Consider the following 23702-nt stretch of genomic DNA (forward strand, 5'->3'; position numbering starts at 1 on the left):
GTCGTTACGCGCCGACCATGGTCGGCGTGACCACCTGATTGAGATCACCGGCGCGCGTTGGCGCGATGCCGGCCTCGAATTCAGAGCGGAAATATTTGATCGCGCTGCCCAACGGCTCCACGGCACCCGGTGCATGAGCACAGAAGGTCTTGCCCGGGCCGAGGAAACCCACCAGACCCAGCAAGGTCTCGATGTCGCCGGCCTGGCCTTCGCCGTTTTCAATGGCCCGCAGCAGCTTGACGCTCCAGGGCAGGCCATCGCGGCAAGGGGTGCAGAAACCGCACGACTCACGGGAGAAAAACTCTTCCATGTTGCGCAGCAGGGACACCATGTTGACGCTGTCGTCCACCGCCATGGCCAGGCCGGTGCCCATACGGGTACCCACCTTGGCGATGCCGCCGGCGTACATTTGTGCGTCCAGGTGTTCGGGCAACAGGAAGCCGGTGCCGGCGCCGCCGGGCTGCCAGCACTTGAGCTTGTAACCGTCGCGCATGCCGCCGGCGTAGTCTTCGAACAACTCGCGGCCGGTGACGCCGAATGGCAGTTCCCACAGACCCGGGTTCTTGACCTTGCCGGAGAAGCCCATGAGTTTGGTACCCATGTCTTCGCTGCCGTCGCGGGCCAGGGATTTGTACCAGTCCACGCCGTCGGCAATGATCGCCGGCACGTTGCACAGGGTCTCGACGTTGTTCACGCAGGTCGGCTTACCCCATACGCCGACGGCGGCAGGGAAGGGCGGCTTGGAGCGCGGGTTGGCGCGGCGGCCTTCCAGGGAGTTGATCAGCGCGGTTTCTTCACCGCAGATGTAGCGCCCGGCACCGGTGTGGACGAACAGCTCGAAATCAAAGCCCGAGCCCAGGATGTTCTTGCCCAACAGGCCTGCGGCCTTGGCTTCTTCCACGGCACGGTTCAGGTGCTTGGCGGCGGTGGTGTATTCGCCGCGCAGGAAGATGTAGCCACGGTAGGTTTTCAGCGCACGGGCACTGATCAGCATGCCTTCGATCAGCAGATGGGGCAGTTGCTCCATCAGCATGCGGTCTTTCCAGGTGTTGGGTTCCATTTCATCCGCGTTGCACAGCAGGTAGCGGATGTTGATGGATTCGTCCTTGGGCATCAGGCCCCACTTCACGCCCGTGGGGAAGCCCGCGCCACCACGACCCTTGAGGCCGGAGTCTTTGACGGTCTGGACGATGTCGTCCTGGGCCATTTCGCTGAATGCCTTGCGCGCGGCGGCGTAGCCATTCTTGGCCTGGTATTCGTCCAGCCATACCGCTTCGCCGTCGTCACGCAGACGCCAGGTCAGGGGGTGGGTTTCGGCCGAACGCTGGATGCGGTTGGCGGGCCCGAAGGAAGTCAGGGTCATACGTAGCCCTCCAGCAGTTTGGCGACGCCGTCAGGCTGGACGTCACCGAAGGTGTCGTCGTCGATCATCAGCGCCGGTGCCTTGTCGCAGTTGCCCAGGCAGCACACCGGCAGCAGCGTGAAGCGACCGTCGGCGGTGGTCTGGCCCAGGCCGATGCCCAGCTTGTTCTGGATTTCGCCGACCACGGACTCGTGGCCGCCGATGTAGCAGACCATGCTGTCGCAGACGCGAATGATGTGGCGGCCCACCGGCTGGCGGAAGATCTGGCTGTAGAAAGTCGCGACACCTTCGACGTCGCTGGCCGGGATGCCAAGGATCTCGCCGATGGCGTAGAGCGCGCCATCAGGCACCCAGCCACGTTCCTTCTGGACGATCTTCAGGGCTTCGATCGACGCCGCGCGCGGGTCTTCGTAGTGATGCAGCTCGTGCTCGATGGCCGAGCGCTCGGTTTCGCTGAGGGCGAAACGGTCTGTCTGGATAAGCGTGCTATTCATGCTTAGCGGTCCACGTCGGCCATAACGAAATCGATACTACCCAGGTACGCGATCAAGTCCGCGACCATGCTGCCTTTGATCACTGAGGGGATCTGCTGCAGGTGCGGGTAGCTTGGGGTGCGAATCCGGGTGCGGTAGCTCATGGTGCCGCCGTCGCTCGTCAGGTAATAACTGTTGATGCCCTTGGTCGCTTCGATCATCTGGAAGGACTCGTTGGCCGGCATGACCGGGCCCCACGAAACCTGCAGGAAGTGCGTGATCAGGGTCTCGATGTGTTGCAGCGTGCGCTCTTTGGGCGGCGGCGTGGTCAGCGGGTGATCCGCCTTGTACGGGCCTTCCGGCATGTTGCGCATGCACTGGTCGATGATCTTGATGCTCTGGCGCATCTCCTCGACACGAACCATGCAACGGTCATAGGCGTCACCATTGACTGCCAGCGGTACTTCGAACTCGAAGTTTTCGTAGCCGGAGTACGGGCGCGCCTTGCGCAGGTCGAAATCGCAACCGGTGGAACGCAGGCCCGCACCGGTGACACCCCATTCCAGGGCCTCTTTGGTGTTGTAGGCGGCGACCCCGATGGTACGGCCCTTGAGGATGCTGTTCTGCAAGGCGGCCTTGGTGTATTCGTCCAGGCGCTTGGGCATCCATTCGACGAAATCCTTGACCAGCTTTTCCCAGCCCCGCGGCAGGTCGTGGGCAACGCCACCGATGCGGTACCAGGCCGGGTGCAGGCGGAAACCGGTGATGGCTTCGATCACCGTGTACGCCTTCTGGCGGTCGGTGAAGGTGAAGAACACCGGGGTCATGGCGCCCACGTCCTGGATGTAGGTGCCCAGGAACAGCAGGTGACTGGTGATCCGGAAGAACTCGGCCATCATGATGCGGATGACGTCGACCTTTTCCGGCACCTTGATCCCGGCCAGTTTCTCGACCGAAAGCACGTACGGCAGGTTGTTCATCACCCCGCCGAGGTAATCGATGCGGTCGGTGTAGGGAATGTAGCTGTGCCAGGACTGGCGCTCGCCCATCTTCTCGGCGCCACGGTGGTGGTAGCCGATGTCCGGGACGCAGTCGACGATCTCTTCGCCGTCCAGCTGCAGGATGATGCGGAAAGCACCGTGGGCCGAAGGGTGGTTCGGGCCCAGGTTGAGGAACATGTAGTCTTCGTTCGTCCCGGAGCGTTTCATGCCCCAGTCTTCCGGCTTGAAGCGCGCGGCTTCTTCCTCGAGCTGTTGCTTGGCCAGGGACAGGCTGAACGGGTCGAACTCGGTGGCGCGGGCCGGGAAGTCCTTGCGCAGCGGGTGACCTTCCCAGGTGGGCGGCATCATGATGCGGGTCAGGTGCGGGTGGCCAGGGAAATCGATCCCGAACATGTCCCACACTTCACGTTCGTACCAGTTGGCGTTCGGCCAGATACCGGTCACGGTCGGCACGCTGAGGTCGCTCTCGGACAAGGCGACCTTGATCATCACGTCACTATTACGCTCGATCGACATCAGGTGATAGAACACGGTGAAATCGACGCCGTCGGGCAGCCCTTGACGCTTGGTGCGCAGACGCTCGTCCACGCCATGCAGGTCATAGAGCATGACGTACGGCTTGGGCAGGTTGCGCAGGAAGGTCAGGACTTCGACGAGTTTGGCGCGGGCAACCCAAAGCACCGGCATGCCGGTGCGGGTCGGCTGGGCGGTGAACGCCTCGGGGCCAAAACGGTTGTTCAGTTCGACGACCACATCCTGGTCGTCTGCCTTGTAAGGCGGGATGTACAGAGCACTGCCTGTAGTCATGGTTATTTATCGCTTTCGGTCAACGTAAAGAATGAAGCCAGGTTCTCGTTTCTTATGCAGAGCAGAGCTGGATCAGACTTCGTCGGGGCTGCGCAGGTTGGTGACTGCGATACGCTGTTCGCGGCGCTGTTCCTTTTGCGATGGCATCTCGGCGCGATAGACGCCTTGATCGCCAACGACCCAGGACAGTGGGCGACGCTCCTGGCCAATCGACTCCTGCAACAGCATCAAGCCTTGCAGGAACGCTTCAGGGCGAGGCGGGCAGCCAGGCACGTAGACGTCCACGGGCAGGAACTTGTCCACCCCTTGAACGACGGAGTAGATGTCGTACATGCCACCGGAGTTGGCGCACGAACCCATGGAGATAACCCACTTCGGTTCGAGCATTTGCTCGTAGAGACGCTGGATGATCGGCGCCATCTTGATGAAGCAGGTCCCGGCAATAACCATGAAATCCGCCTGGCGCGGCGATGCCCGGATCACCTCGGCGCCAAAGCGCGCGATGTCGTGGGGCGCCGTGAAGGCGGTGGTCATTTCCACGTAGCAGCACGAAAGGCCGAAGTTGTACGGCCACAGGGAGTTCTTGCGACCCCAGTTGACCGTGCTGTTGAGCACGTCTTCGAGCTTGCCCATGAAGATGTTTTTGTGAACTTGATCCTCTAACGGATCAGCGACGGTTTCCCGCTCGCCAATCGGATACTGCTCGTTAGGAGCATCGGGGTCGATCCTGGTGAGATTGTATTGCATTGCCAAAGCCTCATTGTTTCAGCTTCGCTTGCCGCTTGCGCCGAGCTTCCGGAGCCCAATCAAGTGCCCCCACTCGGTAAAGGTAGACAAGACCTGCCAACAGAATTGCTATGAAAACGAGCGCTTCGACGAATCCGGTCCAGCCGCTTTCGCGGACGGACACAGACCATGCAAAGAGAAAGAGGGCTTCGATATCGAAGATCACGAAGAGCATCGCGACCAGATAGAATTTGGCTGAGAGCCGCAAGCGGGCGCCACCGGTAGGCAGCATGCCGGACTCGAACGGTTCATTTTTGCTGCGGCCCCAGGCTTTTGACCCGAGCAGGCTCGACACGCCGAGCATGAAGGCACACAGGCCGACAACGCCCAGAAGGAAAATGGCAAAGCCCCAGTTGTGGGCCATGAGTCCTGTCGCTTCGGGCATGCTGGAAATCCTTAACAGAGAGCAAAGGTCTCTGAGCTTGAAAAGAAATAACGCAGTGACGATATGTCGCAGCAATCAATCGCGGTGATTTTATGGCTAAACACCGGGCAAGTAAAATTCCTGTAGCGAAATTATTTATTGGAATAAGGACATAGCGCACCTCCAGGACCCTGCAGCCCCAGCGGGCCGGGGATTGGGCGGTTATTCACCAATTATATTTGGTGCGGAATGTAACAATGATAATGACTTCCAAATGATAATTATTATTATCTGAGCCAGTCTTTTCTACAGGGCACTTAGTAGGGTGTCCGAGAGGCTGTCTTACATCGTCGCTACTGCAATTGTCAGCGTCGGACGTTTTACTCCTTTTCAGACTACCCACTACTGCCTTCGATCAATTTTTCTAGCGCTGCATCGAAGTGGTGCGCCAAGCAAAACCGTTTGCCAGCAAAAATCGGCCCGAGCAGGGGCCTAAAGCCTTGAAGGCTTGATATCAAATGGCTATCTTTACGGTTCATTCATCTAATCATCTATACCAATGCTGGTTAGAAAACCGTCCCTTCTTAGATGGCTGCGTCAGTTTTCATCGTTCGCGGCTGATTACCAAAAGGAATGTCATGAACTCTTGGATCGCGAACATGAGCGTTATGCTCAAGCTGGCTCTGGGCTTTGCCGTTGTGCTGTTTCTGACCGCCATCCTCGCCGCCACCGGCTGGGTCAGTTTGGGCAAAATGATCGAGCGCACGGATCGAATGACCAGCATTACTGAACTCGGCAACCGTCTTGATCACTTGCGTAGGGCTCGCTTGCAATATCAGTTGGACAAAGGCGATGAGCAAAAGGGTGAATTGATCCAGACGTCGCTCGAACAGTTTGTTGCCCAGCAAAAAAGCCTTGCAAGCGAGTTGAGAAAACCTGAAAACCTGGAAAAACTGGCGCTGATCGAGCAGGCCAGCACCCAGTATCAAGTGGCACTGAATACGATGCGCGAGGCTTATCGCAATGACGCCGCCATGCGCAAGGAGATGGGCGTCAATGCAGTCAAAGGCGCCGCGCTGATTGCCAAGGTCATCAGTGAGGTAGAAGCAATGCCTGCCTCGGATGAGCGCCGTTTTGACCTTTATAAGCTCATCCTCAAGGCTAAAGAGGATGTGGCGCTGGTGCGTTATGAAGTGCGTGGTTATACCGGCAACCCCAACAGCACCACCGAACAAGCCGCCACCCGCCAGCTCGAAAATGCGTTCAAGACCATCGAAGCGCTCAACAGCGCGTTCGGCCCGACCTATGCCGACACCATCAAGCAGTTGGAAACCGCACTGATTGCTTATCGTCGTTCGGTGCAGAACTTCACGACCAGTAATCAGGCCATGGGCAAGGCTGTGCAGGCCACCCTTGATTTGGGTGAAACCATCACCCGGCTGTCTGACGAAATGTATGCCAGCCAACTGGTCTCCCGTGACGAAGACAGCGCCCAGTCCCGTATCTTGCAGTTGAGCTGTACTGCCTTGGCGATGCTGTTGGGAATTTTTGCCGCCCTGATCATCACCCGCCAGATTACACGGCCGTTGCAAGAGACATTGGCTGTGGTCGATCGCATTGCGGCAGGCGACCTCACGCAACACATGATAGTGACTCGTCGTGATGAGCTGGGTGTCTTGCAGCAAGGTATTCAGCGCATGGGCACCACGTTGCGTGACCTGATCGGTGGCATCCGCGATGGCGTCACCCAAATCGCCAGCGCCGCCGAAGAATTATCGGCCGTCACCGAGCAGACCAGTGCCGGGGTCAATAGCCAGAAGACCGAGACCGATCAGGTGGCGACCGCCATGCACGAAATGTCGGTTACCGTGCATGAGGTCGCGCGTAATGCCGAACAAGCATGCGCAGCCGCATCAGAGGCCGATGCACAGGCCCGTATTGGCGACCAGGTTGTTGCGCAAGCCATCGTTCAGATCGAGCGCTTGGCCAGCGAAGTCGGGCGCTCAGTCGACGCCATGGATGAGTTGGAACAGGAAAGCGCGCGTATTGGCAAGATCATGGACGTGATCAGGGCGGTGGCTGAGCAGACCAACTTGCTGGCCCTCAACGCCGCCATTGAGGCCGCTCGCGCGGGTGACGCCGGGCGCGGTTTTGCCGTGGTCGCCGACGAAGTGCGTGGGCTGGCCCAGCGTACCCAGCATTCCACCGAAGAGATTGAGAGCCTGGTGGCGGGCTTGCAGGACGGCACGCGCCAGGTGTCGAGTATCATGCGAAACAGCCGCGAACTGACCGACAGCAGCGTGGAATTGGCCGGCAAGGCCGGCATCTCCCTGGGCAACATCACTCAGGCCGTTTCTGGTATCCAGGCCATGAACCAGCAGATTGCTGCTGCTGCGGTGCAACAAAGCTCCGTGGCCGAGGAAATCAGCCGCAGTGTTCTGAGCGTGCGCGATGTATCCGAACAGACCGCCTCAGCCAGCGAAGAAACCGCGGCCTCAAGCATCGAACTGGCGCGGCTGGGTAACCAGTTGCAGCAGTTGGTCAGCCACTTCAAAGTGTAAAAAACGCAAGAAAAACGCAGGCAAAAAAAAGCCCCGAACCAGTCGGGGCTGTAGAACGTCGGCTTTGCGGTTAGCTTTTATTCGGTCCGCAAGGGCCGTTGACTCAAGGCAAGCCGAGGATCAGTGGAACTGCTCTTCTTCGGTGGAGCCGGTCAGCGCGGTGACCGAGGAGGTGCCGCCCTGGATCACGGTGGTCATGTCGTCGAAGTAGCCGGTGCCCACTTCCTGCTGGTGAGCCACGAAGGTGTAGCCCTTGGCGGCGTCAGCGAACTCCTGCTCTTGCAGCTTCACGTAGGCGGTCATGTCGTTGCGGGCGTAGTCGTGCGCCAGGTTGAACATGCTGTGCCACATGTTGTGAATGCCGGCCAGGGTGATGAACTGGTGCTTGTAGCCCATGGCGGACAGTTCGCGCTGGAACTTGGCGATGGTCGCGTCGTCCAGGTTTTTCTTCCAGTTGAAGGAAGGCGAGCAGTTGTACGACAGCAGTTGGTCCGGGTATTCCTTCTTGATCGCTTCGGCGAAGCGACGCGCCTCGTCCAGGTCCGGCTTGGCGGTTTCGCACCAGATCAGGTCGGCGTACGGCGCGTAGGCCAGGCCACGGGCGATCGCCTGGTCAAGACCGGCGCGAACCTTGTAGAAACCTTCCTGGGTGCGGGTACCGGTCACGAACGGCTGGTCGTACGGGTCGCAGTCGGAAGTCAGCAGGTCAGCGGCGTTGGCGTCGGTACGGGCCAGGATGATGGTCGGTACGCCGGCGACGTCGGCGGCCAGGCGGGCAGCAGTCAGTTTCTGCACGGCTTCCTGGGTCGGCACCAATACTTTGCCGCCCATGTGGCCGCATTTCTTCACCGAAGCCAGTTGGTCTTCGAAGTGAACGCCGGCGGCGCCTGCTTCGATCATGCTCTTCATCAGCTCGTAGGCGTTCAGTACGCCGCCGAAACCGGCTTCAGCGTCGGCCACGATTGGCGCGAAGTAGTCGATGTATCCTTCGTCGCCCGGGTTCTTGCCGGCTTTCCACTGGATCTGGTCGGCACGACGGAACGAGTTGTTGATGCGCTTGACCACGGTGGGAACCGAATCCACTGGGTACAGCGACTGGTCCGGGTACATCGACTCGGCGGAGTTGTTGTCCGCAGCCACTTGCCAGCCCGACAGGTAGATCGCCTGGATACCGGCCTTGACTTGCTGTACAGCCTGGCCGCCGGTCAAGGCGCCCATGCAGTTGACGAAATCTTTCTCGGGACGGAAGGCTGGCTTGGCGCCCTGGGTGACCAGGTTCCACAGTTTCTCGGCGCCCATTTTCGCAAAAGTGTGCTCAGGTTGAACCGAGCCACGCAGACGGACGACGTCAGCAGCGGAGTAATTGCGCTTCACGCCTTTCCAGCGCGGGTTTTCAGCCCAATCTTTTTCAAGGGCTGCAATTTGCTGTTCGCGTGTCAGTGCCATGGAGATAAACCTCGTCGCATAGGTCTGGGGTGGAAAATTCCTGCTCCTGCCGACCAGGGGTTGGACGGTCAAGTCGGTTCAAGCGGGGAGGCGACGGGATGAACGATGGGCTCGAGGGGAAAGTGAGCAGGTAGAGGCGAACTGCGGGCGCATTCGGGCGTCGTGGGCCTTTATACGAACTCAGAGTGATGCCGGGTTACCTAGTTACGCTTCCGTCCCTCGGGACAACTTCGTTCCAGTCGCAACCTCGTCAAACACACCTTGTGGGCGGTACAGACACGAATCGGCTCGCAGGGTAGTTGCAAGCGTCGACCCGAAGGCCCTTGCCAGGGCCCCTGATTAGCGGGAGCGAGGCCATCATGCCTTCGGTTTTTTGGCTCGTCAAACGTTTTGTAGTGCTTTTTTTGTGGCACTACATCTTTGGTCTAATACGACTCATCAGTCAGTTTTTGGTGCTTCAGTTCAGGGTGTCCACCTTGACCCGCAGAATCATGTCGTCCCGGCCTTGGGTCGAGTAACTGCGGCTCAGCCCCTGTTTATCGGCCTGAGTCTGGCGATTGACACCGGCCAGGGTGATCCATTCACCCAGGCGGCCGCTGACCGTTGTGTCGGTACTTTGAACGTTCACTACATCGGGACGCTCCTGGCTCATGCGGTCACGGTTGGTACTGATGTTCAGATGAACGGTCTCGCCGGTGACGCTGGCGGTGACATAAAAACCCTGGGTGACGTTGCGGTATTCGGTCTGGCTTTGCAGGCGGCCATAGTTGTCGGTTTGGCTGCTGGTAAACGGCACACTCTGACCGACCTGAATCAGCGCCGGCTGGCCTTCACTGGCCTGGACCTGCTGCACACCGCCTTCGCGGCTGGCGGTGCTGCGGTTGATGATGCGGGTCTGGCTGGGCGCGGCGCCGTTGATCGAATAGCCCTGGTCGCCCTGCAGGTTGTTTTCGTTGGTGTCGACCGTGATCAGCAGACGCTTGGGGGCGGTGTCCAGTTGGGCGAGAAATGCCTTGAGCTCCTCGATTTTCCCAGGCTCGGCGTTGACGATCAGTTGGTTGCCATAGGCGCTGACCTGGCCGTCCTTGCCGATGAAATTCTGCGCCACCGGCAACAGGTCGGCGCTGGTCCGGTAATTCAGCGGGACGATTTCAGTAGCGGCCATCACCGACAGGCTGCAGCCGAGCAGCAGGGTGGCGAGCAGGGTGCGTAGGGGCATGTCCATTTCTCCGCGAGACAAAGGCTTGATATTGCCAGTTTGTCGGCCTGGGGTGGGGCAAGTTGAATGATAGACAGCAAAACGCCCCGGCATCGGTGGATGGCGGGGCGTTTTGAGGCGTTGCATGATGCTCTTGTGGCGAGGGGATTTATCCCCGCTGCGGTCCACCCTGCAGGAGCTGACGAGTGCAACGAGGCTGCGATCTTTCCGTTGCCAATTGAGTTTGAAGCAAAAGAGCAAAATAAAAAGATCGCAGGCTTCGCCAGCTCCTACACCTGGCGGGATCGAACTCCCGCGCCACGGTGTCAGGCCGAGTGCCGCACCATGTCCACATGAGGAATCCCGGCTTCCAGGAACTCCTCGCTGACCACGGCGAAGCCCAGCCGCTCATAGAACGGCGTGGCATGCACCTGGGCGCTGAGCATCTGCTGTTTGAGTCCGCGGTTCTCGGCCTCGGCGATCAGTGCGTGCATCAACGCATCACCCACCTTCAGGCCGCGCCAGTCCTTGAGCACCGAGACACGGCCAATATGGCCGTCGGCCAACAGGCGGGCGGTGCCGATGGGGAAGTCGCCTTCGTACGCCAGAAAATGCACCGCACCCTGGTCGTCGGCGTCCCACTCCAACTCGGGCGGGACGGATTGTTCGGCAATGAACACCGTCTCACGAATGCGCCGGATCTCGGCGTTATCCTTTTGCCAGTCTGCGACACGAACGTGAATTTTATTCATCAGCGAACCCCAAGCTGCCTTGCTTGACCAGTTCGCAGATCAGGCCGCGACCGTCTTCATCGGCCAGCCACGGGCCGAGGTTTTCGCTGTGCAGTGCGTCGGCGGCGCAGATCATTTTCAGCAGGTCGCGCAGCTTGCCCGGCAGATAACGGCTCTGGCCGCTGGCAAACAACAACAGGTCGTCATCGACTTCCGACCAGGCCAGGCGGGCGCTTGGGTTGCGGATGATCACGGCGCCCTGTTCCAGGCCAGCCAGCAGGTCGTCTTCTTCCAGTTCCGGGCCTACCACCAGTTCCGGGTAGCGCGGCTCGGTCATGAACTGGCCGAACCAGGTCAGCAGCAGGCGCTCGTCGCTCATGTGTTCGGCCAGCAGGCCCTTGAGGCGATCGAGGGCGTCGTGCTGGATCTGGTGCGGGTCGGCCACCGGGCGCGCATCGGCGTCGGTGTAGCGCTCTTCGTCCGGCAGGAACTGGCTGAGGAAGTCGGTGAAGTGGGTCAGCACTTCGGCGGCGCTCGGCGCCCGGAAGCCTACCGAGTAGGTCATGCAGTCATCCACGGCCACGCCGCAGTGGGCCAGGCGCGGCGGCAGGTAAAGCATGTCGCCCGGTTCCAGGGTCCACTCGTCGGTGGCCTCGAAGTCGGCGAGGATGCGCAGGTCGGCGTGTTGCAGCAGCGGGCTCTCGGAGTCGCACATTTGGCCGATTTTCCAGTTGCGCTGGCCATGGCCCTGCAGCAGGAACACATCGTAGTTGTCGAAATGCGGGCCGACGCTGCCACCGGGAGCGGCGAAGCTGATCATCACATCGTCGATGCGCCAGCTCGGCAGGAAGCGGAAGTTCTCCAGCAGCTCGCTGACTTCGGGGACGAATTGATCGACCGCCTGCACCAGCAGGGTCCACTCGCGCTCCGGCAGTTTGCTGAATTCGTCTTCGGCAAACGGGCCGCGACGCAACTCCCAGGGGCGTTCGCCGTGCTCGATGACCAGGCGCGATTCGACTTCTTCTTCCAGGGCCAAGCCGGCCAGTTCGTCGGCATCGATCGGGCTTTGGAAGTCTGGAATCGCCTGGCGGATCAGCAGCGGTTTTTTCTGCCAGTAGTCGCGCAGGAACTCCCGTGCCGTGATGCCGCCCAAGAGTTGCAGAGGAATATCAGGATTCATGTGTAACCTATTGAAAAAATATACTTTTCAGACGCGAATAAAAACGCCCGGCGCGGCCGGGCGTCTCAGGGCAAAACGGTGGATCAGATGCGCTTGGCTTGTGCCGCTGCGTTGCCGATGTAGTTGGCCGGCGTGAGCTTCTTCAGCTCGGCGCGGGCCTCGGCAGGCATGTCCAGGCCATCAATGAAAGTCTGCAACGCTTCAGGACTGATGCCCTTGCCACGGGTCAGTTCTTTGAGCTTTTCATACGGGTTTTCGATATTGTAGCGACGCATCACGGTCTGGATCGGCTCGGCCAAGACTTCCCAGCAGGCGTCCAGGTCGGCAGCGATCTTCTGCTCGTTCAGTTCCAGCTTGCTGATGCCCTTGAGGCTGGCTTCATAGGCAATGACGCTGTGGGCAAAACCGACGCCCAGATTGCGCAGTACGGTGGAGTCGGTCAGGTCGCGCTGCCAGCGGGAAATCGGCAGCTTGCTCGCCAGGTGCTGGAACAGCGCGTTGGCGATGCCCAGGTTGCCTTCGGAGTTTTCGAAGTCGATCGGGTTGACCTTGTGCGGCATGGTCGATGAACCGATTTCGCCGGCGATGGTGCGCTGCTTGAAATAACCCAGGGAGATGTAGCCCCAGATGTCACGGTCGAAGTCGATCAGGATGGTGTTGAAGCGCGCGATCGCATCGAACAGCTCGGCGATATAGTCGTGCGGCTCGATCTGGGTGGTGTACGGGTTGAAGCTCAGGCCCAGCTCGTCTTCGATGAAGGCGCGGGCGTTGGCTTCCCAGTCGATGTCCGGGTAGGCCGACAGGTGTGCGTTGTAGTTGCCCACGGCGCCGTTGATCTTGCCCAGCAGTGGCACGGCGGCGACCTGGGCGATCTGGCGCTCCAGACGGTACACCACGTTGGCCAGCTCTTTGCCCAGGGTGGTCGGCGAGGCCGGCTGACCGTGGGTGCGCGACAGCATCGGTACGTCGGCGAAGCGAATTGCCAGCTCGCGGATGGCCTGGGCGATCTGGCGCATCAGCGGCAGCATCACGTCATCACGGCCTTCGCGCAGCATCAGGGCGTGGGACAGGTTGTTGATGTCCTCGCTGGTGCAGGCAAAGTGGATGAATTCGCTGACGTTGGCCAGCTCCGGCAGCTTGGCCGCCTGCTCCTTGAGCAGGTATTCGATGGCTTTGACGTCGTGGTTGGTGGTGCGCTCGATCTCTTTGACGCGCTCGGCGTGCTCCAGCACAAAATTTTCAGCCAGGGCGTTGAGCACCGCGTTGGCTTCGGCAGAAAACGCCGGGACTTCGCCGATGGCAGGGTGAGCGGCAAGGCGCTGGAGCCAGCGCACTTCAACCAGGACGCGGGCACGGATCAGGCCGTACTCGCTGAAAATCGGGCGCAGGGCCTGGGTTTTGCCGGCGTAGCGGCCGTCAACAGGGGAAACCGCAGTGAGCGAAGAAAGCTGCATGGGGTGTTCTCGGACAGTCGGGCAACGAAATGGGGCGCGTATCATACATGAAAACATTCGTCGGTCCGTCGCCAACTGACCGGCGTATTACGCGTAACGATATAAAGCGTTTAATACCTGTGGCGAGGCAGCAAGCTCCCTCGCCACAAAAAAAACGGGCTGAGGCGACTTATTCGTTGCGCATCAACGGGTAAAGCTCTTTCAGCAATTTGCGTCGGCTGATCACCAGTTGCCAGCGATGACCACCCAACTGCCGCCACAGCCGCGCCGAGCGAATTCCGGCCAGCAACAGGGCGCGGATCTTCGAGGCATTGCTCGGTTGTTGCAGGTTGCGCATGTCGCCGTGTACCTGGATGCGCTGGCGCAAGGTGCTCAGGGTGTCCTGGTACAGCGCACCGCAAGCGGCGATGACGTTTTCGTGGGCGGGACCGAAGTGTTCAACCTGGGACTGAATCTGCGGCAGGCGATTGCCGATGGTGTCCAGCAGGTCGTCGCGCTTGGCCAATTGACGTTCGAGGCCCAGCATCGATAGGGCGTAGCGCAGCGGCTCGCGTTGCAAGGTACTGGGGTCGCGCTCCAGGGCTCCGATCAGTGCGCGATAACCCTCGCGCAGGTTCAGGTCGTCGCCGCCATAGACTTCAAGCGTGTCCTTGGGATCACGAATCAGCAGGCTGCCGAGCATGCAGCTCAGGCCCGCTTCGGTGGCCTGGCCGGTCTTGGCGATCCGGTCCACCAGCACGGCGGCGAGAAATACGCCGCCCAATGCCGTCAGTTGCTCCTGGGTCGGGCTCATGCCTTGCCGCTCCAGGGCTCTGCAACTTCGATCACGCCGCCGCCCAGACAGATTTCCCCGTCGTAGAACACCACGGACTGGCCGGGTGTGACGGCGCGTTGCGGGTCATCGAATGTGGCGCGATAGCCCGTGGCGGTTTTTTCCAGCATGCAGGGTTGATCACTCTGGCGGTAGCGAACCTTGGCCGTCAGGCGGCGCGGCTGGCTGAGGTCGATCGGGTTGACCCAATAGATGTCGGAGGCGAGCAGGGCGCGGGAGAACAACCATGGGTGGTCGTTGCCCTGGCCGACGATCAGCTCGTTGTGCTCCAGGTCCTTGACCAGCACGTACCACGGCTCTTCACCGGCGTCCTTGAGCCCGCCGATGCCCAGGCCCTGGCGCTGGCCGATGGTGTGGTACATCAGGCCGTGGTGGCGGCCGATGACTTCGCCTTCGGTGGTCTTGATTTCGCCTGGCTGGGCCGGCAGGTACTGCTTGAGGAAATCGCTGAAACGCCTTTCACCGATAAAGCAGATGCCGGTGGAATCTTTCTTCTTGGCGGTGGCCAGGGCGTGTTTTTCGGCGATCGCGCGCACTTGCGGCTTTTCCAGCTCGCCCACCGGGAACAGGGTCTTGGCGATCTGCTCGCCGCCGACGGCGTGCAGGAAGTAGCTCTGGTCCTTGTTCGGGTCCAGGCCCTTGAGCAGCTCGGTGCGGCCGTCGACGTCGCGGCGGCGCACATAGTGACCGGTAGCGATCAGGTCAGCGCCGAGCATCATCGCGTAGTCGAGGAACGCCTTGAACTTGATTTCGCGGTTGCAGAGGATGTCCGGGTTCGGCGTGCGACCGGCCTTGTATTCGGCCAGGAAGTGCTCGAACACGTTGTCCCAGTACTCGGCGGCGAAGTTGGCGGTGTGCAGCTTGATGCCGATCTTGTCGCACACGGCTTGGGCATCCGCCAGGTCGTCCATGGCGGTGCAGTATTCGGTTCCGTCGTCTTCTTCCCAGTTCTTCATGAACAGGCCTTCCACCTCATAACCCTGCTCGATCAGCAGAAGGGCGGAAACGGAAGAGTCCACGCCGCCGGACATGCCGACAATGACGCGCTTGTGGGTGGTGTCAGAAGGGGCTGGATCACGCATAGCAGTTCGATGAGTGTCTTGAAAAAGGACGCGATTCTATCAGGCCCGGACGCGCAAGGCTAAAGAGAAGGTCGGATCAGCGTCAGACTATGGCAATGGCCGGCCAGAAAGTCGTCGATGCAGCGGATGATCAGCTCGCTGCGCCAGTGCTCACGCTGTTCGAGCAATTCGTTGCGGGTCAGCCACTTGGCGCCCAGGATGCCATCGTCCAGTGGATAGTCCGGGCGGTGGTTCAGGGCCTTGGCGGCGAAACAGACCCGTTGGTAGGTCACGCCATTGCTGGGAGCGGTGTACAAATAAATGCCCACCACACTGGTGGGCTCGACGTCCCAGCCGGTTTCTTCCAGGGTTTCGCGCACGGCGGCTTCGATCAGCGTTTCGTTCGGGTCCAGGTGACCGGCGGGCTGGTTGAGTACCGCCCGTCCGCCCTTGGATTCTTCCACCATCAGGAAACGGCCGTTGTCTTCGACGATGGTGGCGACGGTGATGTGGGGTTTCCAGTCCATGGGGGGCTCCTCTAGTTCTCAAATTGGAATGCAGACCACTGTGGGAGCGAGCTTGCTCGCGATAGCGGTGGGTCAGTCAGTATCAATGTTGAATGTTATATCGCTATCGCGAGCAAGCTCGCTCCCACAGGGAATATATTGTCAGGGGGAGATGTGTTGAGGACAGAAACACAAACCCCGGCACCAGGGCCGGGGTTTGTGGTGTTCCCTTACAACCTTACACCAGCGCAGCAATCGCTGCGTTGAAGGTGTTGCTTGGGCGCATGGCCTTGCTGGTCAGCTCCGGGTTGGCGAAGTAGTAACCGCCGATGTCCACCGGTTTGCCTTGGACGGCATTGAGCTCGGCAACGATTGTTTCTTCGTTGTCGGTCAGTGTCTTGGCCAGGGTCGCGAACTGAGCCTTAAGGGCTGCGTCGTCGTTTTGAGCGGCCAGTGCCTGGGCCCAGAACAGGGTCAGGTAGAAGTGGCTGCCGCGGTTGTCGATGCCGCCGACTTTGCGCGAAGGCGACTTGTTGCGGTCCAGGAACTCGCCAGTGGCCTGGTCCAGGGTCTTGGCCAGCACCAGGGCTTTAGGGTTGTTGTAGGTCACGCCCAGGTGTTCAAGGGACGCGGCCAGGGCCAGGAACTCGCCCAGGGAATCCCAGCGCAGGAAGTTTTCTTCCAGCAACTGCTGAACGTGCTTGGGTGCCGAGCCGCCGGCGCCGGTTTCGAACAGGCCACCGCCGTTCATCAGCGGCACGATCGACAGCATCTTGGCACTGGTGCCCAGTTCCATGATCGGGAACAGGTCGGTCAGGTAGTCGCGCAACACGTTGCCGGTCACCGAAATGGTGTCCTTGCCTTCGCGGGTGCGGGCCAGGGTGAACTTCATCGCGTCGACCGGCGACATGATGCGGATGTCCAGGCCGGCGGTGTCGTAGTCCTTCAGGTAAGCCTGGACTTTTTCGATCACCACGCCGTCGTGGGCGCGCATCGGGTCCAGCCAGAAAATCGCCGGAGTGGCGCTGGCGCGGGCACGATTGACGGCCAGCTTGACCCAGTCCTGGATTGGCGCGTCCTTGGTCTGGCACATGCGGAAGATATCGCCCGCTTCGACGTTCTGCTCCAGCAGGGTGCGGCCGGTGTTGTCCGAAACACGGACCACGCCGTCGGCCTTGATCTGGAAGGTCTTGTCGTGGGAGCCGTACTCTTCGGCTTTCTTGGCCATCAGGCCGACGTTCGGCACGCTGCCCATGGTGGTCGGATCGAAAGCGCCGTGTTGCTTGCAGTCTTCGATCACCGCCTGGTAGATGGTGGCGTAGCAGCGATCCGGGATCACGGCCTTGGTGTCGTGCAACTGGCCGTCGGTGCCCCACATCTTGCCGGAGTCACGGATCATGGCCGGCATCGAGGCGTCGACGATGACGTCGCTCGGCACGTGCAGGTTGGTGATGCCTTTATCGGAGTTGACCATCGCCAGCGATGGGCGCGCCGCGTAGACCGCCTGGATGTCGGCTTCGATCTGCGCCTGCTGCTCGGCCGGCAAGGCCTTGATGCGGGCGTACAGGTCGCCGATGCCGTTGTTCAGGTTGAAACCGATCTGCTCCAGCACTTGTGCGTGCTTGGCCAGGGCGTCTTTGTAGAACTCAGCGACGATCTGACCGAACATGATCGGGTCGGAGACCTTCATCATGGTGGCCTTGAGGTGAACCGACAGCAGCACGCCTTTTTGCTTGGCGTCTTCGATTTCAGCGGCGATGAAGTCGCGCAGGGCGTTCTTGCTCATCACGGCGCAGTCGAGGATCTCACCGGCTTGTACGGTGGTTTTTTCCTTCAGGACAGTGGCAGTGCCGTCCTGAGCGATCAGCTCGATTTTCACGCTGCCGGCGGTGTCGATCAGGGCGGCTTTTTCGCTGCCGTAGAAATCACCGGTGCTCATGTGGGCCACGTGAGACTTGGAGTCGGCTGCCCAGGCGCCCATCTTGTGCGGGTGCTTGCGCGCGTAGTTCTTGACCGACAGCGGAGCGCGGCGGTCGGAGTTGCCTTCACGCAGGACCGGGTTCACGGCGCTGCCCTTGACCTTGTCGTAACGGGCGCGTGCGTCTTTCTCGGCGTCGCTGGTCACGGTTTCCGGGTAGTCCGGCAGTGCATAGCCCTGGGCCTGCAATTCCTTGATCGCGGCCTGCAGTTGCGGCACCGAGGCGCTGATGTTCGGCAGCTTGATGATGTTGGCTTCAGGCGTCACGGCCAGGTCGCCCAATTCGGCGAGGTGGTCGGCGACGGCTTTGTCACCCAGTTGCTCGGGGAAGCTGGCCAGGATGCGCCCTGCAAGGGAGATATCGCGGGTTTCCACGGCGATGTCGGCCGAGGCGGTAAAGGCTTCGACGATCGGCAGCAGCGAATAGGTGGCGAGGGCGGGAGCTTCGTCGGTGAAGGTGTAGATGATCTTCGAGCGGGTGGGCATATTCGGATTAACTCTCTTCTTTGCTAAAGCATGCGCAGAAACTCGAGGGGCGCCGGGTAAGCGCGTTCGTTCAAAAGTCATCCGTGAGCCGAATGTCGAGGTTTCTTCGCGGTGATGTTGGGTGCATCAGTCGAGCGTCAAGCGGTTGGGCCGCGGTAACGGTCCGGCTTTTAAACTGGCGGAAAGTCCTGTGATAGAGCACTCAGCCAGCGTGACCCTGTGGTCAGCGGCGGCATTATACATAGGTAGCTGGCAATCTGCCGATGGTTCATAGACTTCCGTACACGTCCATTGGTCTAAACGTCGCAGTACCCAAGGAGCGGACTATGCTCATGTTTGGCGCTTTTCCCTTGGTTTTCAGGGTTGTACACCGCTAACTGCAGGTCATTCCCCCGGATGAGCCTAACGTAGGGTTTGCGCGCCGATTCAACTGGGGTACGCTCGAACGCAGCCAGATGTTCAATCCAAGCAATGGAGTTCAGCATGGGGTATCAAAAGATTCAGGTTCCAGCCGTCGGTGACAAAATCACCGTCAATGCAGACCATTCTCTTAATGTTCCCGACAACCCGATCATCCCCTTCATTGAAGGCGACGGCATTGGCGTCGATATCAGTCCGGTCATGATCAAGGTGGTGGACGCTGCGGTTCAGAAGGCCTACGGCGGCAAGCGCAAGATTTCCTGGATGGAAGTCTACGCCGGTGAGAAAGCAACCCAGGTTTACGACCAGGACACCTGGCTGCCCCAGGAAACCCTGGACGCGGTCAAAGACTACGTGGTTTCCATCAAGGGTCCGCTGACCACACCGGTCGGTGGTGGTATTCGCTCGCTGAACGTAGCCCTGCGCCAGCAGCTCGATTTGTATGTCTGCCTGCGTCCGGTGCGCTGGTTCGAAGGTGTGCCAAGCCCGGTCAAGAAGCCTGGCGACGTGGACATGACGATCTTCCGTGAGAACTCCGAAGACATCTATGCCGGCATCGAGTGGAAAGCCGGTTCGGCCGAAGCCACCAAGGTCATCAAGTTCCTGAAAGAAGAAATGGGTGTGACCAAGATCCGTTTCGACGAGAACTGCGGCATCGGCGTCAAGCCGGTTTCCAAGCAGGGCACCCAGCGTCTGGCCCGCAAGGCCTTGCAATATGTAGTGGACAACGATCGCGATTCGCTGACCATCGTGCATAAAGGCAACATCATGAAGTTCACCGAAGGTGCCTTCAAGGAGTGGGCCTACGAAGTGGCAGCCGAGGAGTTCGGCGCGACGCTGCTCGACGGCGGCCCGTGGATGCAGTTCAAGAACCCGAAAACCGGCAAGAACGTCATCGTCAAGGACGCCATCGCCGATGCCATGCTCCAGCAAATCCTGCTGCGCCCGGCCGAATATGACGTGATCGCGACCCTGAACCTCAACGGTGACTACCTCTCCGACGCCTTGGCGGCGGAAGTGGGGGGTATTGGCATTGCACCTGGCGCCAACCTGTCCGACACCGTGGCGATGTTCGAAGCCACCCACGGCACCGCACCCAAGTATGCCGGCAAGGACCAGGTCAATCCGGGCTCGCTGATCCTGTCGGCGGAAATGATGCTGCGGCACATGGGGTGGACCGAAGCGGCCGACCTGATCATCAAGGGCACCAACGGCGCGATTTCGGCCAAGACCGTGACCTATGATTTCGAACGCTTGATGGAGGGCGCCAAGCTGATGTCTTCCTCCGGCTTCGGCGACGCAATGATCTCGCACATGTAAGCGGATCGACAGCCAGCAAAAAAATGCCCGGCTCGAGTGATCGAGTCGGGCATTTTGGGTGTCGGGGGGAGGCTTGTGCCGATCAATGGGCTTCAGTGGTCATGACATTGACAGGGGTGGCGCAAGGGGTATCTTCAACGGTGTCGGGCGCAATATTGACCGCGTGCAGGCCCTTGGGGCCCTGGATAACTTCGAAAGTGACGCGTTGTCCGGCTCTCAGGGTTTTATAGCCATCCATCTGAATCGCCGAGTAATGGGCGAAAAGGTCTTCATCCCTGCCGTTGGCAATAATGAAACCGTAGCCCTTGGCGTTATTGAACCATTTGACTTTGCCACTCATCTTGACGACCGACATAGGCCATATCCCTCTGCAACACACTCCGTCAGTGGAGTATCATCCAGTCCATCCGCAGTCTAATCTTGGAAAACAGGATCGATTCCACGGACCTTTTTAACCCACGATGGGCTCTATTGGTTGTAACACCGTTTTCCCGATAGTCAAGGTGGCCCGGCGAACGTGGTTGAAATCGTCTGCAAGCGCCCCCATCACTGTATTTGCCAACTAAACGAACCTTTCTTTCCATGCATGCAATCAGCCAGATTCGACTAACATTCAATCAGGATCGCCCGGATCTACATGACGACGATTCCGCAGGCATTGCTGTTCAGGAAGCAAAGCCTGCATTACAGGCGCCACCGATGTACAAGGTGGTTTTGTTCAACGATGACTACACACCGATGGATTTCGTCGTCGAAGTGCTCGAGGTGTTTTTTAACCTGAATCGCGAGCTGGCGACCAAGGTCATGCTGGCCGTCCATACAGAGGGACGGGCAGTATGTGGAGTGTTTACCCGCGACATCGCCGAGACGAAGGCCATGCAGGTCAACCAGTACGCCCGGGAAAGCCAGCATCCGCTACTCTGTGAAATCGAGAAGGACGGTTAACGCCGACCACTTGGGTATGAGGTGAAGCTATGTTAAACCGCGAGCTCGAAGTCACCCTCAATCTTGCCTTCAAGGAGGCTCGTTCGAAGCGTCATGAATTCATGACCGTCGAGCACCTGCTGCTGGCCCTATTGGATAACGAGGCTGCCGCCACCGTTTTGCGTGCCTGCGGCGCAAACCTCGATAAACTCAAGCATGATTTGCAGGAGTTCATCGACTCCACCACGCCATTGATCCCCGTTCATGACGAGGATCGCGAAACCCAGCCAACCCTGGGCTTCCAGCGTGTCCTGCAGCGTGCTGTCTTTCATGTACAGAGCTCGGGTAAGCGTGAAGTGACCGGCGCCAACGTGCTGGTTGCCATCTTCAGCGAACAGGAAAGCCAGGCGGTTTTCCTGCTCAAGCAGCAGAGTGTTGCGCGCATCGATGTCGTCAACTACATCGCCCACGGCATTTCCAAGGTGCCTGGGCACGGCGATCATTCCGAAGGTGAGCAGGATATGCAGGACGACGAGGGCGGTGAGTCTTCTTCTTCAGGCAATCCGCTGGACGCCTATGCCAGCAATCTGAATGAGCTGGCGCGCCAGGGACGAATCGATCCACTGGTCGGACGCGAGGCGGAAGTCGAGCGTGTCGCCCAGATCCTGGCCCGGCGCCGCAAGAACAACCCGTTGCTGGTGGGCGAAGCGGGCGTGGGCAAGACCGCGATCGCCGAAGGCCTGGCCAAACGCATCGTCGACAACCAGGTGCCGGACCTGCTCGCCAACAGTGTGGTGTATTCCCTCGATCTGGGGGCCTTGCTGGCGGGTACCAAGTACCGCGGTGATTTCGAGAAGCGCTTCAAGGCCTTGCTGGGCGAGCTGAAAAAGCGCCCGCAGGCGATCCTGTTCATCGACGAAATCCACACCATCATTGGTGCCGGTGCCGCGTCCGGTGGCGTCATGGATGCCTCGAACCTGCTCAAGCCGCTGCTGTCTTCGGGGGATATCCGCTGCATCGGTTCGACCACGTTCCAGGAATTCCGCGGGATTTTCGAGAAGGATCGGGCCCTGGCCCGGCGTTTCCAGAAAGTCGATGTGTCGGAGCCTTCGGTGGAAGACACCATCGGTATCCTGCGTGGGCTGAAGGGGCGTTTCGAGCTGCATCACAATATCGAATACAGTGATGAGGCGTTGCGCGCCGCCGCTGAACTGGCCTCGCGCTACATCAATGACCGGCACATGCCGGACAAGGCCATTGATGTGATCGACGAGGCGGGTGCCTATCAGCGCCTTCAACCCGTGGAGAAGCGCGTCAAGCGCATCGAAGTGCCACAGGTTGAGGACATCGTCGCGAAAATCGCGCGGATTCCGCCCAAGCACGTCACCAGTTCCGACAAGGAACTGCTGCGTAACCTGGAGCGCGACCTGAAGCTGACGGTGTTCGGTCAGGATGCGGCCATCGATTCGCTGTCTACCGCCATCAAGTTGTCCCGTGCCGGTCTCAAGTCGCCGGACAAACCGGTGGGTTCTTTCCTGTTCGCAGGTCCCACCGGTGTCGGCAAGACCGAGGCCGCACGGCAATTGGCCAAGGCGATGGGGATCGAGCTGGTTCGCTTCGACATGTCCGAGTATATGGAGCGTCACACCGTATCGCGTCTGATTGGTGCGCCTCCGGGTTATGTCGGTTTCGACCAGGGCGGTCTGCTGACCGAGGCCATCACCAAGCAGCCGCATTGCGTGCTCTTGCTCGATGAAATCGAGAAGGCGCATCCGGAAGTCTTCAACCTGCTGCTGCAGGTCATGGATCACGGTACGCTGACCGACAACAACGGGCGCAAGGCGGATTTCCGCAATGTGATCATCATCATGACCACTAACGCTGGTGCCGAAACCGCAGCTCGCGCTTCGATCGGTTTCACCCATCAGGACCATTCGTCCGATGCGATGGAAGTGATCAAGAAGAGCTTCACGCCTGAATTCCGCAACCGCCTGGACACCATTATCCAGTTTGGTCGCCTCAGTCATGAGGTCATCAAGAGTGTGGTGGACAAGTTCCTTACCGAACTTCAGGCGCAGCTCGAAGACAAGCGTGTGCTGCTGGAAGTCACCGATGCGGCTCGCAGTTGGCTGGCGGCCGGCGGTTACGATGTGACGATGGGTGCGCGGCCGATGGCTCGCCTGATCCAGGACAAGATCAAGCGTCCACTGGCGGAGGAGATCCTCTTTGGCGAACTGGCCGAACATGGCGGTGTGGTCCACATCGACATCAAGGACGGCGAGCTGACCTTCGACTTCGAAACCACGGCTGAAATGGCCTGATCGTTAGCTGCAATAAAGCAAAAGGCGCCGGAAGGCGCCTTTTTGCTGGCTTCAGAAATACGCCGATCTCCTGTGGGAGCGGGCTTGCTCGCGAATGCGGTTGTACATTCAACATCTATGCAAACTGACCCACTGCCTTCGCGAGCAAGCCCGCTCCCACAGGGATTCGTGTGTTTCTGGAGGGTGAGACAACTCCCAAACAAACAAAAACGCCCGGCATCAGCCGGGCGTTTTGTATTGACTTGTTAGCGAGCGCGGTAAGTGATGCGCCCTTTGCTCAAGTCATAGGGCGTCAGCTCGACGCGCACTTTGTCACCGGTAAGAATACGAATGTAGTTCTTGCGCATCTTGCCGGAGATGTGCGCGGTTACGACGTGCCCATTTTCCAACTCCACACGAAACATGGTGTTGGGCAGGGTGTCGACGACAGTGCCTTCCATTTCGAAGCTGTCTTCTTTCGACATGCAGTAAAGCCCTCGGTATCCAGTGA

The 23702-nt window shown here is 59.7% G+C and carries 20 protein-coding genes and 1 pseudogene; 5 read left to right on the top strand and 16 right to left on the bottom strand.

Going from position 1 to position 23702, the window contains the following annotated elements; all coding sequences use genetic code 11:
* Positions 1-4: 4 nt before the first annotated feature.
* The 5 genes from nuoF to AAIS01_RS03315 form a co-directional block, all read right to left on the bottom strand.
* Positions 5-1363 (bottom strand): NADH-quinone oxidoreductase subunit NuoF, encoded by a 1359-nt coding sequence (gene nuoF, locus AAIS01_RS03295; protein ID WP_047227735.1) that lies wholly within the window; start codon positions 1361-1363, stop codon positions 5-7.
* Positions 1360-1857 carry an NADH-quinone oxidoreductase subunit NuoE gene (gene nuoE, locus AAIS01_RS03300; RefSeq protein WP_003203372.1) on the bottom strand — a complete coding sequence of 166 codons (498 nt, stop codon included), beginning with the start codon at positions 1855-1857 and terminating at the stop codon, positions 1360-1362. The genes nuoF and nuoE overlap by 4 nt, the downstream gene beginning before the upstream one ends.
* A gap of 2 nt (positions 1858-1859) precedes the next feature.
* A complete protein-coding gene (nuoC, locus tag AAIS01_RS03305; protein WP_343467789.1) occupies positions 1860-3644 on the bottom strand; it encodes an NADH-quinone oxidoreductase subunit C/D in 1785 nt (594 codons plus the stop codon).
* Between the two features lie 72 nt (positions 3645-3716).
* On the bottom strand, positions 3717-4391 hold the full coding sequence (locus AAIS01_RS03310; protein WP_003180065.1) for a NuoB/complex I 20 kDa subunit family protein: 675 nt from the start codon (positions 4389-4391) through the stop codon (positions 3717-3719).
* Between the two features lie 10 nt (positions 4392-4401).
* Entirely contained in the window at positions 4402-4815 is a 414-nt protein-coding gene (locus AAIS01_RS03315) for an NADH-quinone oxidoreductase subunit A (protein ID WP_030141323.1), read from the bottom strand.
* Positions 4816-5567: 752 nt separating this feature from the next.
* Between AAIS01_RS03315 and AAIS01_RS25630 the strand changes: the two are divergent.
* Together AAIS01_RS25630 and AAIS01_RS25635 are read left to right on the top strand one after the other, a co-directional pair.
* A pseudogene (locus AAIS01_RS25630) lies at positions 5568-6452 on the top strand (methyl-accepting chemotaxis protein); the annotation flags it as partial.
* Between the two features lie 198 nt (positions 6453-6650).
* Positions 6651-7355 carry a methyl-accepting chemotaxis protein gene (locus AAIS01_RS25635; RefSeq protein WP_371264121.1) on the top strand — a complete coding sequence of 235 codons (705 nt, stop codon included), beginning with the start codon at positions 6651-6653 and terminating at the stop codon, positions 7353-7355.
* 120 nt (positions 7356-7475) lie between these two features.
* Here AAIS01_RS25635 and aceA read toward each other — a convergent pair whose 3' ends face one another.
* From aceA to AAIS01_RS03365, 9 genes are all read right to left on the bottom strand, one after another.
* Complete coding sequence (aceA, locus tag AAIS01_RS03325) at positions 7476-8801, bottom strand: isocitrate lyase (protein ID WP_014337679.1); 1326 nt, start codon at positions 8799-8801, stop codon at positions 7476-7478.
* 457 nt (positions 8802-9258) lie between these two features.
* Positions 9259-10020, bottom strand: a complete 762-nt coding sequence (locus AAIS01_RS03330) for a secretin N-terminal domain-containing protein (protein ID WP_343467791.1) — start codon at positions 10018-10020, stop codon at positions 9259-9261.
* Between the two features lie 305 nt (positions 10021-10325).
* Positions 10326-10751 (bottom strand): GNAT family N-acetyltransferase, encoded by a 426-nt coding sequence (locus AAIS01_RS03335; protein WP_343467792.1) that lies wholly within the window; start codon positions 10749-10751, stop codon positions 10326-10328.
* Complete coding sequence (locus AAIS01_RS03340) at positions 10744-11910, bottom strand: ribosomal protein uL16 3-hydroxylase (RefSeq protein WP_047227729.1); 1167 nt, start codon at positions 11908-11910, stop codon at positions 10744-10746. The genes AAIS01_RS03335 and AAIS01_RS03340 overlap by 8 nt, the downstream gene beginning before the upstream one ends.
* Positions 11911-11993: 83 nt before the next feature.
* A complete protein-coding gene (gene purB / locus AAIS01_RS03345) occupies positions 11994-13364 on the bottom strand; it encodes an adenylosuccinate lyase (RefSeq protein WP_343467794.1) in 1371 nt (456 codons plus the stop codon).
* A 169-nt stretch (positions 13365-13533) separates the two neighbouring features.
* Positions 13534-14157 (bottom strand): high frequency lysogenization protein HflD, encoded by a 624-nt coding sequence (hflD, locus tag AAIS01_RS03350; RefSeq protein WP_047227727.1) that lies wholly within the window; start codon positions 14155-14157, stop codon positions 13534-13536.
* Positions 14154-15278: a tRNA 2-thiouridine(34) synthase MnmA gene (mnmA, locus tag AAIS01_RS03355; RefSeq protein ID WP_343467795.1), complete on the bottom strand. Its 1125-nt coding sequence runs from the start codon at positions 15276-15278 to the stop codon at positions 14154-14156. The genes hflD and mnmA overlap by 4 nt, the downstream gene beginning before the upstream one ends.
* A gap of 59 nt (positions 15279-15337) precedes the next feature.
* Positions 15338-15784: an NUDIX hydrolase gene (locus tag AAIS01_RS03360; protein WP_343467796.1), complete on the bottom strand. Its 447-nt coding sequence runs from the start codon at positions 15782-15784 to the stop codon at positions 15338-15340.
* 217 nt (positions 15785-16001) lie between these two features.
* The gene (locus AAIS01_RS03365; protein WP_343467797.1) at positions 16002-18227 is read right to left on the bottom strand and encodes an NADP-dependent isocitrate dehydrogenase; all 2226 of its coding nucleotides are present in this window, start codon (positions 18225-18227) and stop codon (positions 16002-16004) included.
* Between the two features lie 483 nt (positions 18228-18710).
* On the opposite strand from AAIS01_RS03365, the gene icd reads away from it, so the two are divergent.
* Positions 18711-19967, top strand: coding sequence for an NADP-dependent isocitrate dehydrogenase (gene icd, locus AAIS01_RS03370; RefSeq protein WP_256228949.1), 1257 nt, complete (start codon positions 18711-18713; stop codon positions 19965-19967).
* Between the two features lie 82 nt (positions 19968-20049).
* Here the strand turns inward: icd and cspD are convergent, their stop codons facing one another.
* A complete protein-coding gene (gene cspD / locus AAIS01_RS03375) occupies positions 20050-20307 on the bottom strand; it encodes a cold shock domain-containing protein CspD (protein ID WP_343468023.1) in 258 nt (85 codons plus the stop codon).
* Between the two features lie 242 nt (positions 20308-20549).
* Between cspD and clpS the strand changes: the two genes are divergently transcribed.
* Together clpS and clpA are read left to right on the top strand one after the other, a co-directional pair.
* On the top strand, positions 20550-20912 hold the full coding sequence (clpS, locus tag AAIS01_RS03380; RefSeq protein WP_015094394.1) for an ATP-dependent Clp protease adapter ClpS: 363 nt from the start codon (positions 20550-20552) through the stop codon (positions 20910-20912).
* A gap of 29 nt (positions 20913-20941) precedes the next feature.
* Positions 20942-23212 (top strand): ATP-dependent Clp protease ATP-binding subunit ClpA, encoded by a 2271-nt coding sequence (clpA, locus tag AAIS01_RS03385; RefSeq protein ID WP_047227721.1) that lies wholly within the window; start codon positions 20942-20944, stop codon positions 23210-23212.
* Between the two features lie 245 nt (positions 23213-23457).
* Here the strand turns inward: clpA and infA are convergent, their stop codons facing one another.
* Complete coding sequence (infA, locus tag AAIS01_RS03390; RefSeq protein WP_002553999.1) at positions 23458-23676, bottom strand: translation initiation factor IF-1; 219 nt, start codon at positions 23674-23676, stop codon at positions 23458-23460.
* Between the last annotated feature and the right edge of the window lie 26 nt (positions 23677-23702).

Source organism: Pseudomonas halotolerans (assembly GCF_039581215.1).
Lineage (GTDB): Bacteria > Pseudomonadota > Gammaproteobacteria > Pseudomonadales > Pseudomonadaceae > Aquipseudomonas > Aquipseudomonas tehranensis.

What these genes read in the sequence shown, in the direction of transcription:
- nuoF (WP_047227735.1), bottom strand. Translation starts at nt 1,363, where the DNA reads ATGACCCTGACTTCCTTCGGGCCCGCCAACCGCATCCAGCGTTCGGCC.
- nuoE (WP_003203372.1), bottom strand. Translation starts at nt 1,857, where the DNA reads ATGAATAGCACGCTTATCCAGACAGACCGTTTCGCCCTCAGCGAAACC.
- nuoC (WP_343467789.1), bottom strand. Translation starts at nt 3,644, where the DNA reads ATGACTACAGGCAGTGCTCTGTACATCCCGCCTTACAAGGCAGACGAC.
- AAIS01_RS03310 (WP_003180065.1), bottom strand. Translation starts at nt 4,391, where the DNA reads ATGCAATACAATCTCACCAGGATCGACCCCGATGCTCCTAACGAGCAG.
- AAIS01_RS03315 (WP_030141323.1), bottom strand. Translation starts at nt 4,815, where the DNA reads ATGCCCGAAGCGACAGGACTCATGGCCCACAACTGGGGCTTTGCCATT.
- AAIS01_RS25635 (WP_371264121.1), top strand. Translation starts at nt 6,651, where the DNA reads ATGTCGGTTACCGTGCATGAGGTCGCGCGTAATGCCGAACAAGCATGC.
- aceA (WP_014337679.1), bottom strand. Translation starts at nt 8,801, where the DNA reads ATGGCACTGACACGCGAACAGCAAATTGCAGCCCTTGAAAAAGATTGG.
- AAIS01_RS03330 (WP_343467791.1), bottom strand. Translation starts at nt 10,020, where the DNA reads ATGCCCCTACGCACCCTGCTCGCCACCCTGCTGCTCGGCTGCAGCCTG.
- AAIS01_RS03335 (WP_343467792.1), bottom strand. Translation starts at nt 10,751, where the DNA reads ATGAATAAAATTCACGTTCGTGTCGCAGACTGGCAAAAGGATAACGCC.
- AAIS01_RS03340 (WP_047227729.1), bottom strand. Translation starts at nt 11,910, where the DNA reads ATGAATCCTGATATTCCTCTGCAACTCTTGGGCGGCATCACGGCACGG.
- purB (WP_343467794.1), bottom strand. Translation starts at nt 13,364, where the DNA reads ATGCAGCTTTCTTCGCTCACTGCGGTTTCCCCTGTTGACGGCCGCTAC.
- hflD (WP_047227727.1), bottom strand. Translation starts at nt 14,157, where the DNA reads ATGAGCCCGACCCAGGAGCAACTGACGGCATTGGGCGGCGTATTTCTC.
- mnmA (WP_343467795.1), bottom strand. Translation starts at nt 15,278, where the DNA reads ATGCGTGATCCAGCCCCTTCTGACACCACCCACAAGCGCGTCATTGTC.
- AAIS01_RS03360 (WP_343467796.1), bottom strand. Translation starts at nt 15,784, where the DNA reads ATGGACTGGAAACCCCACATCACCGTCGCCACCATCGTCGAAGACAAC.
- AAIS01_RS03365 (WP_343467797.1), bottom strand. Translation starts at nt 18,227, where the DNA reads ATGCCCACCCGCTCGAAGATCATCTACACCTTCACCGACGAAGCTCCC.
- icd (WP_256228949.1), top strand. Translation starts at nt 18,711, where the DNA reads ATGGGGTATCAAAAGATTCAGGTTCCAGCCGTCGGTGACAAAATCACC.
- cspD (WP_343468023.1), bottom strand. Translation starts at nt 20,307, where the DNA reads ATGAGTGGCAAAGTCAAATGGTTCAATAACGCCAAGGGCTACGGTTTC.
- clpS (WP_015094394.1), top strand. Translation starts at nt 20,550, where the DNA reads ATGCATGCAATCAGCCAGATTCGACTAACATTCAATCAGGATCGCCCG.
- clpA (WP_047227721.1), top strand. Translation starts at nt 20,942, where the DNA reads ATGTTAAACCGCGAGCTCGAAGTCACCCTCAATCTTGCCTTCAAGGAG.
- infA (WP_002553999.1), bottom strand. Translation starts at nt 23,676, where the DNA reads ATGTCGAAAGAAGACAGCTTCGAAATGGAAGGCACTGTCGTCGACACC.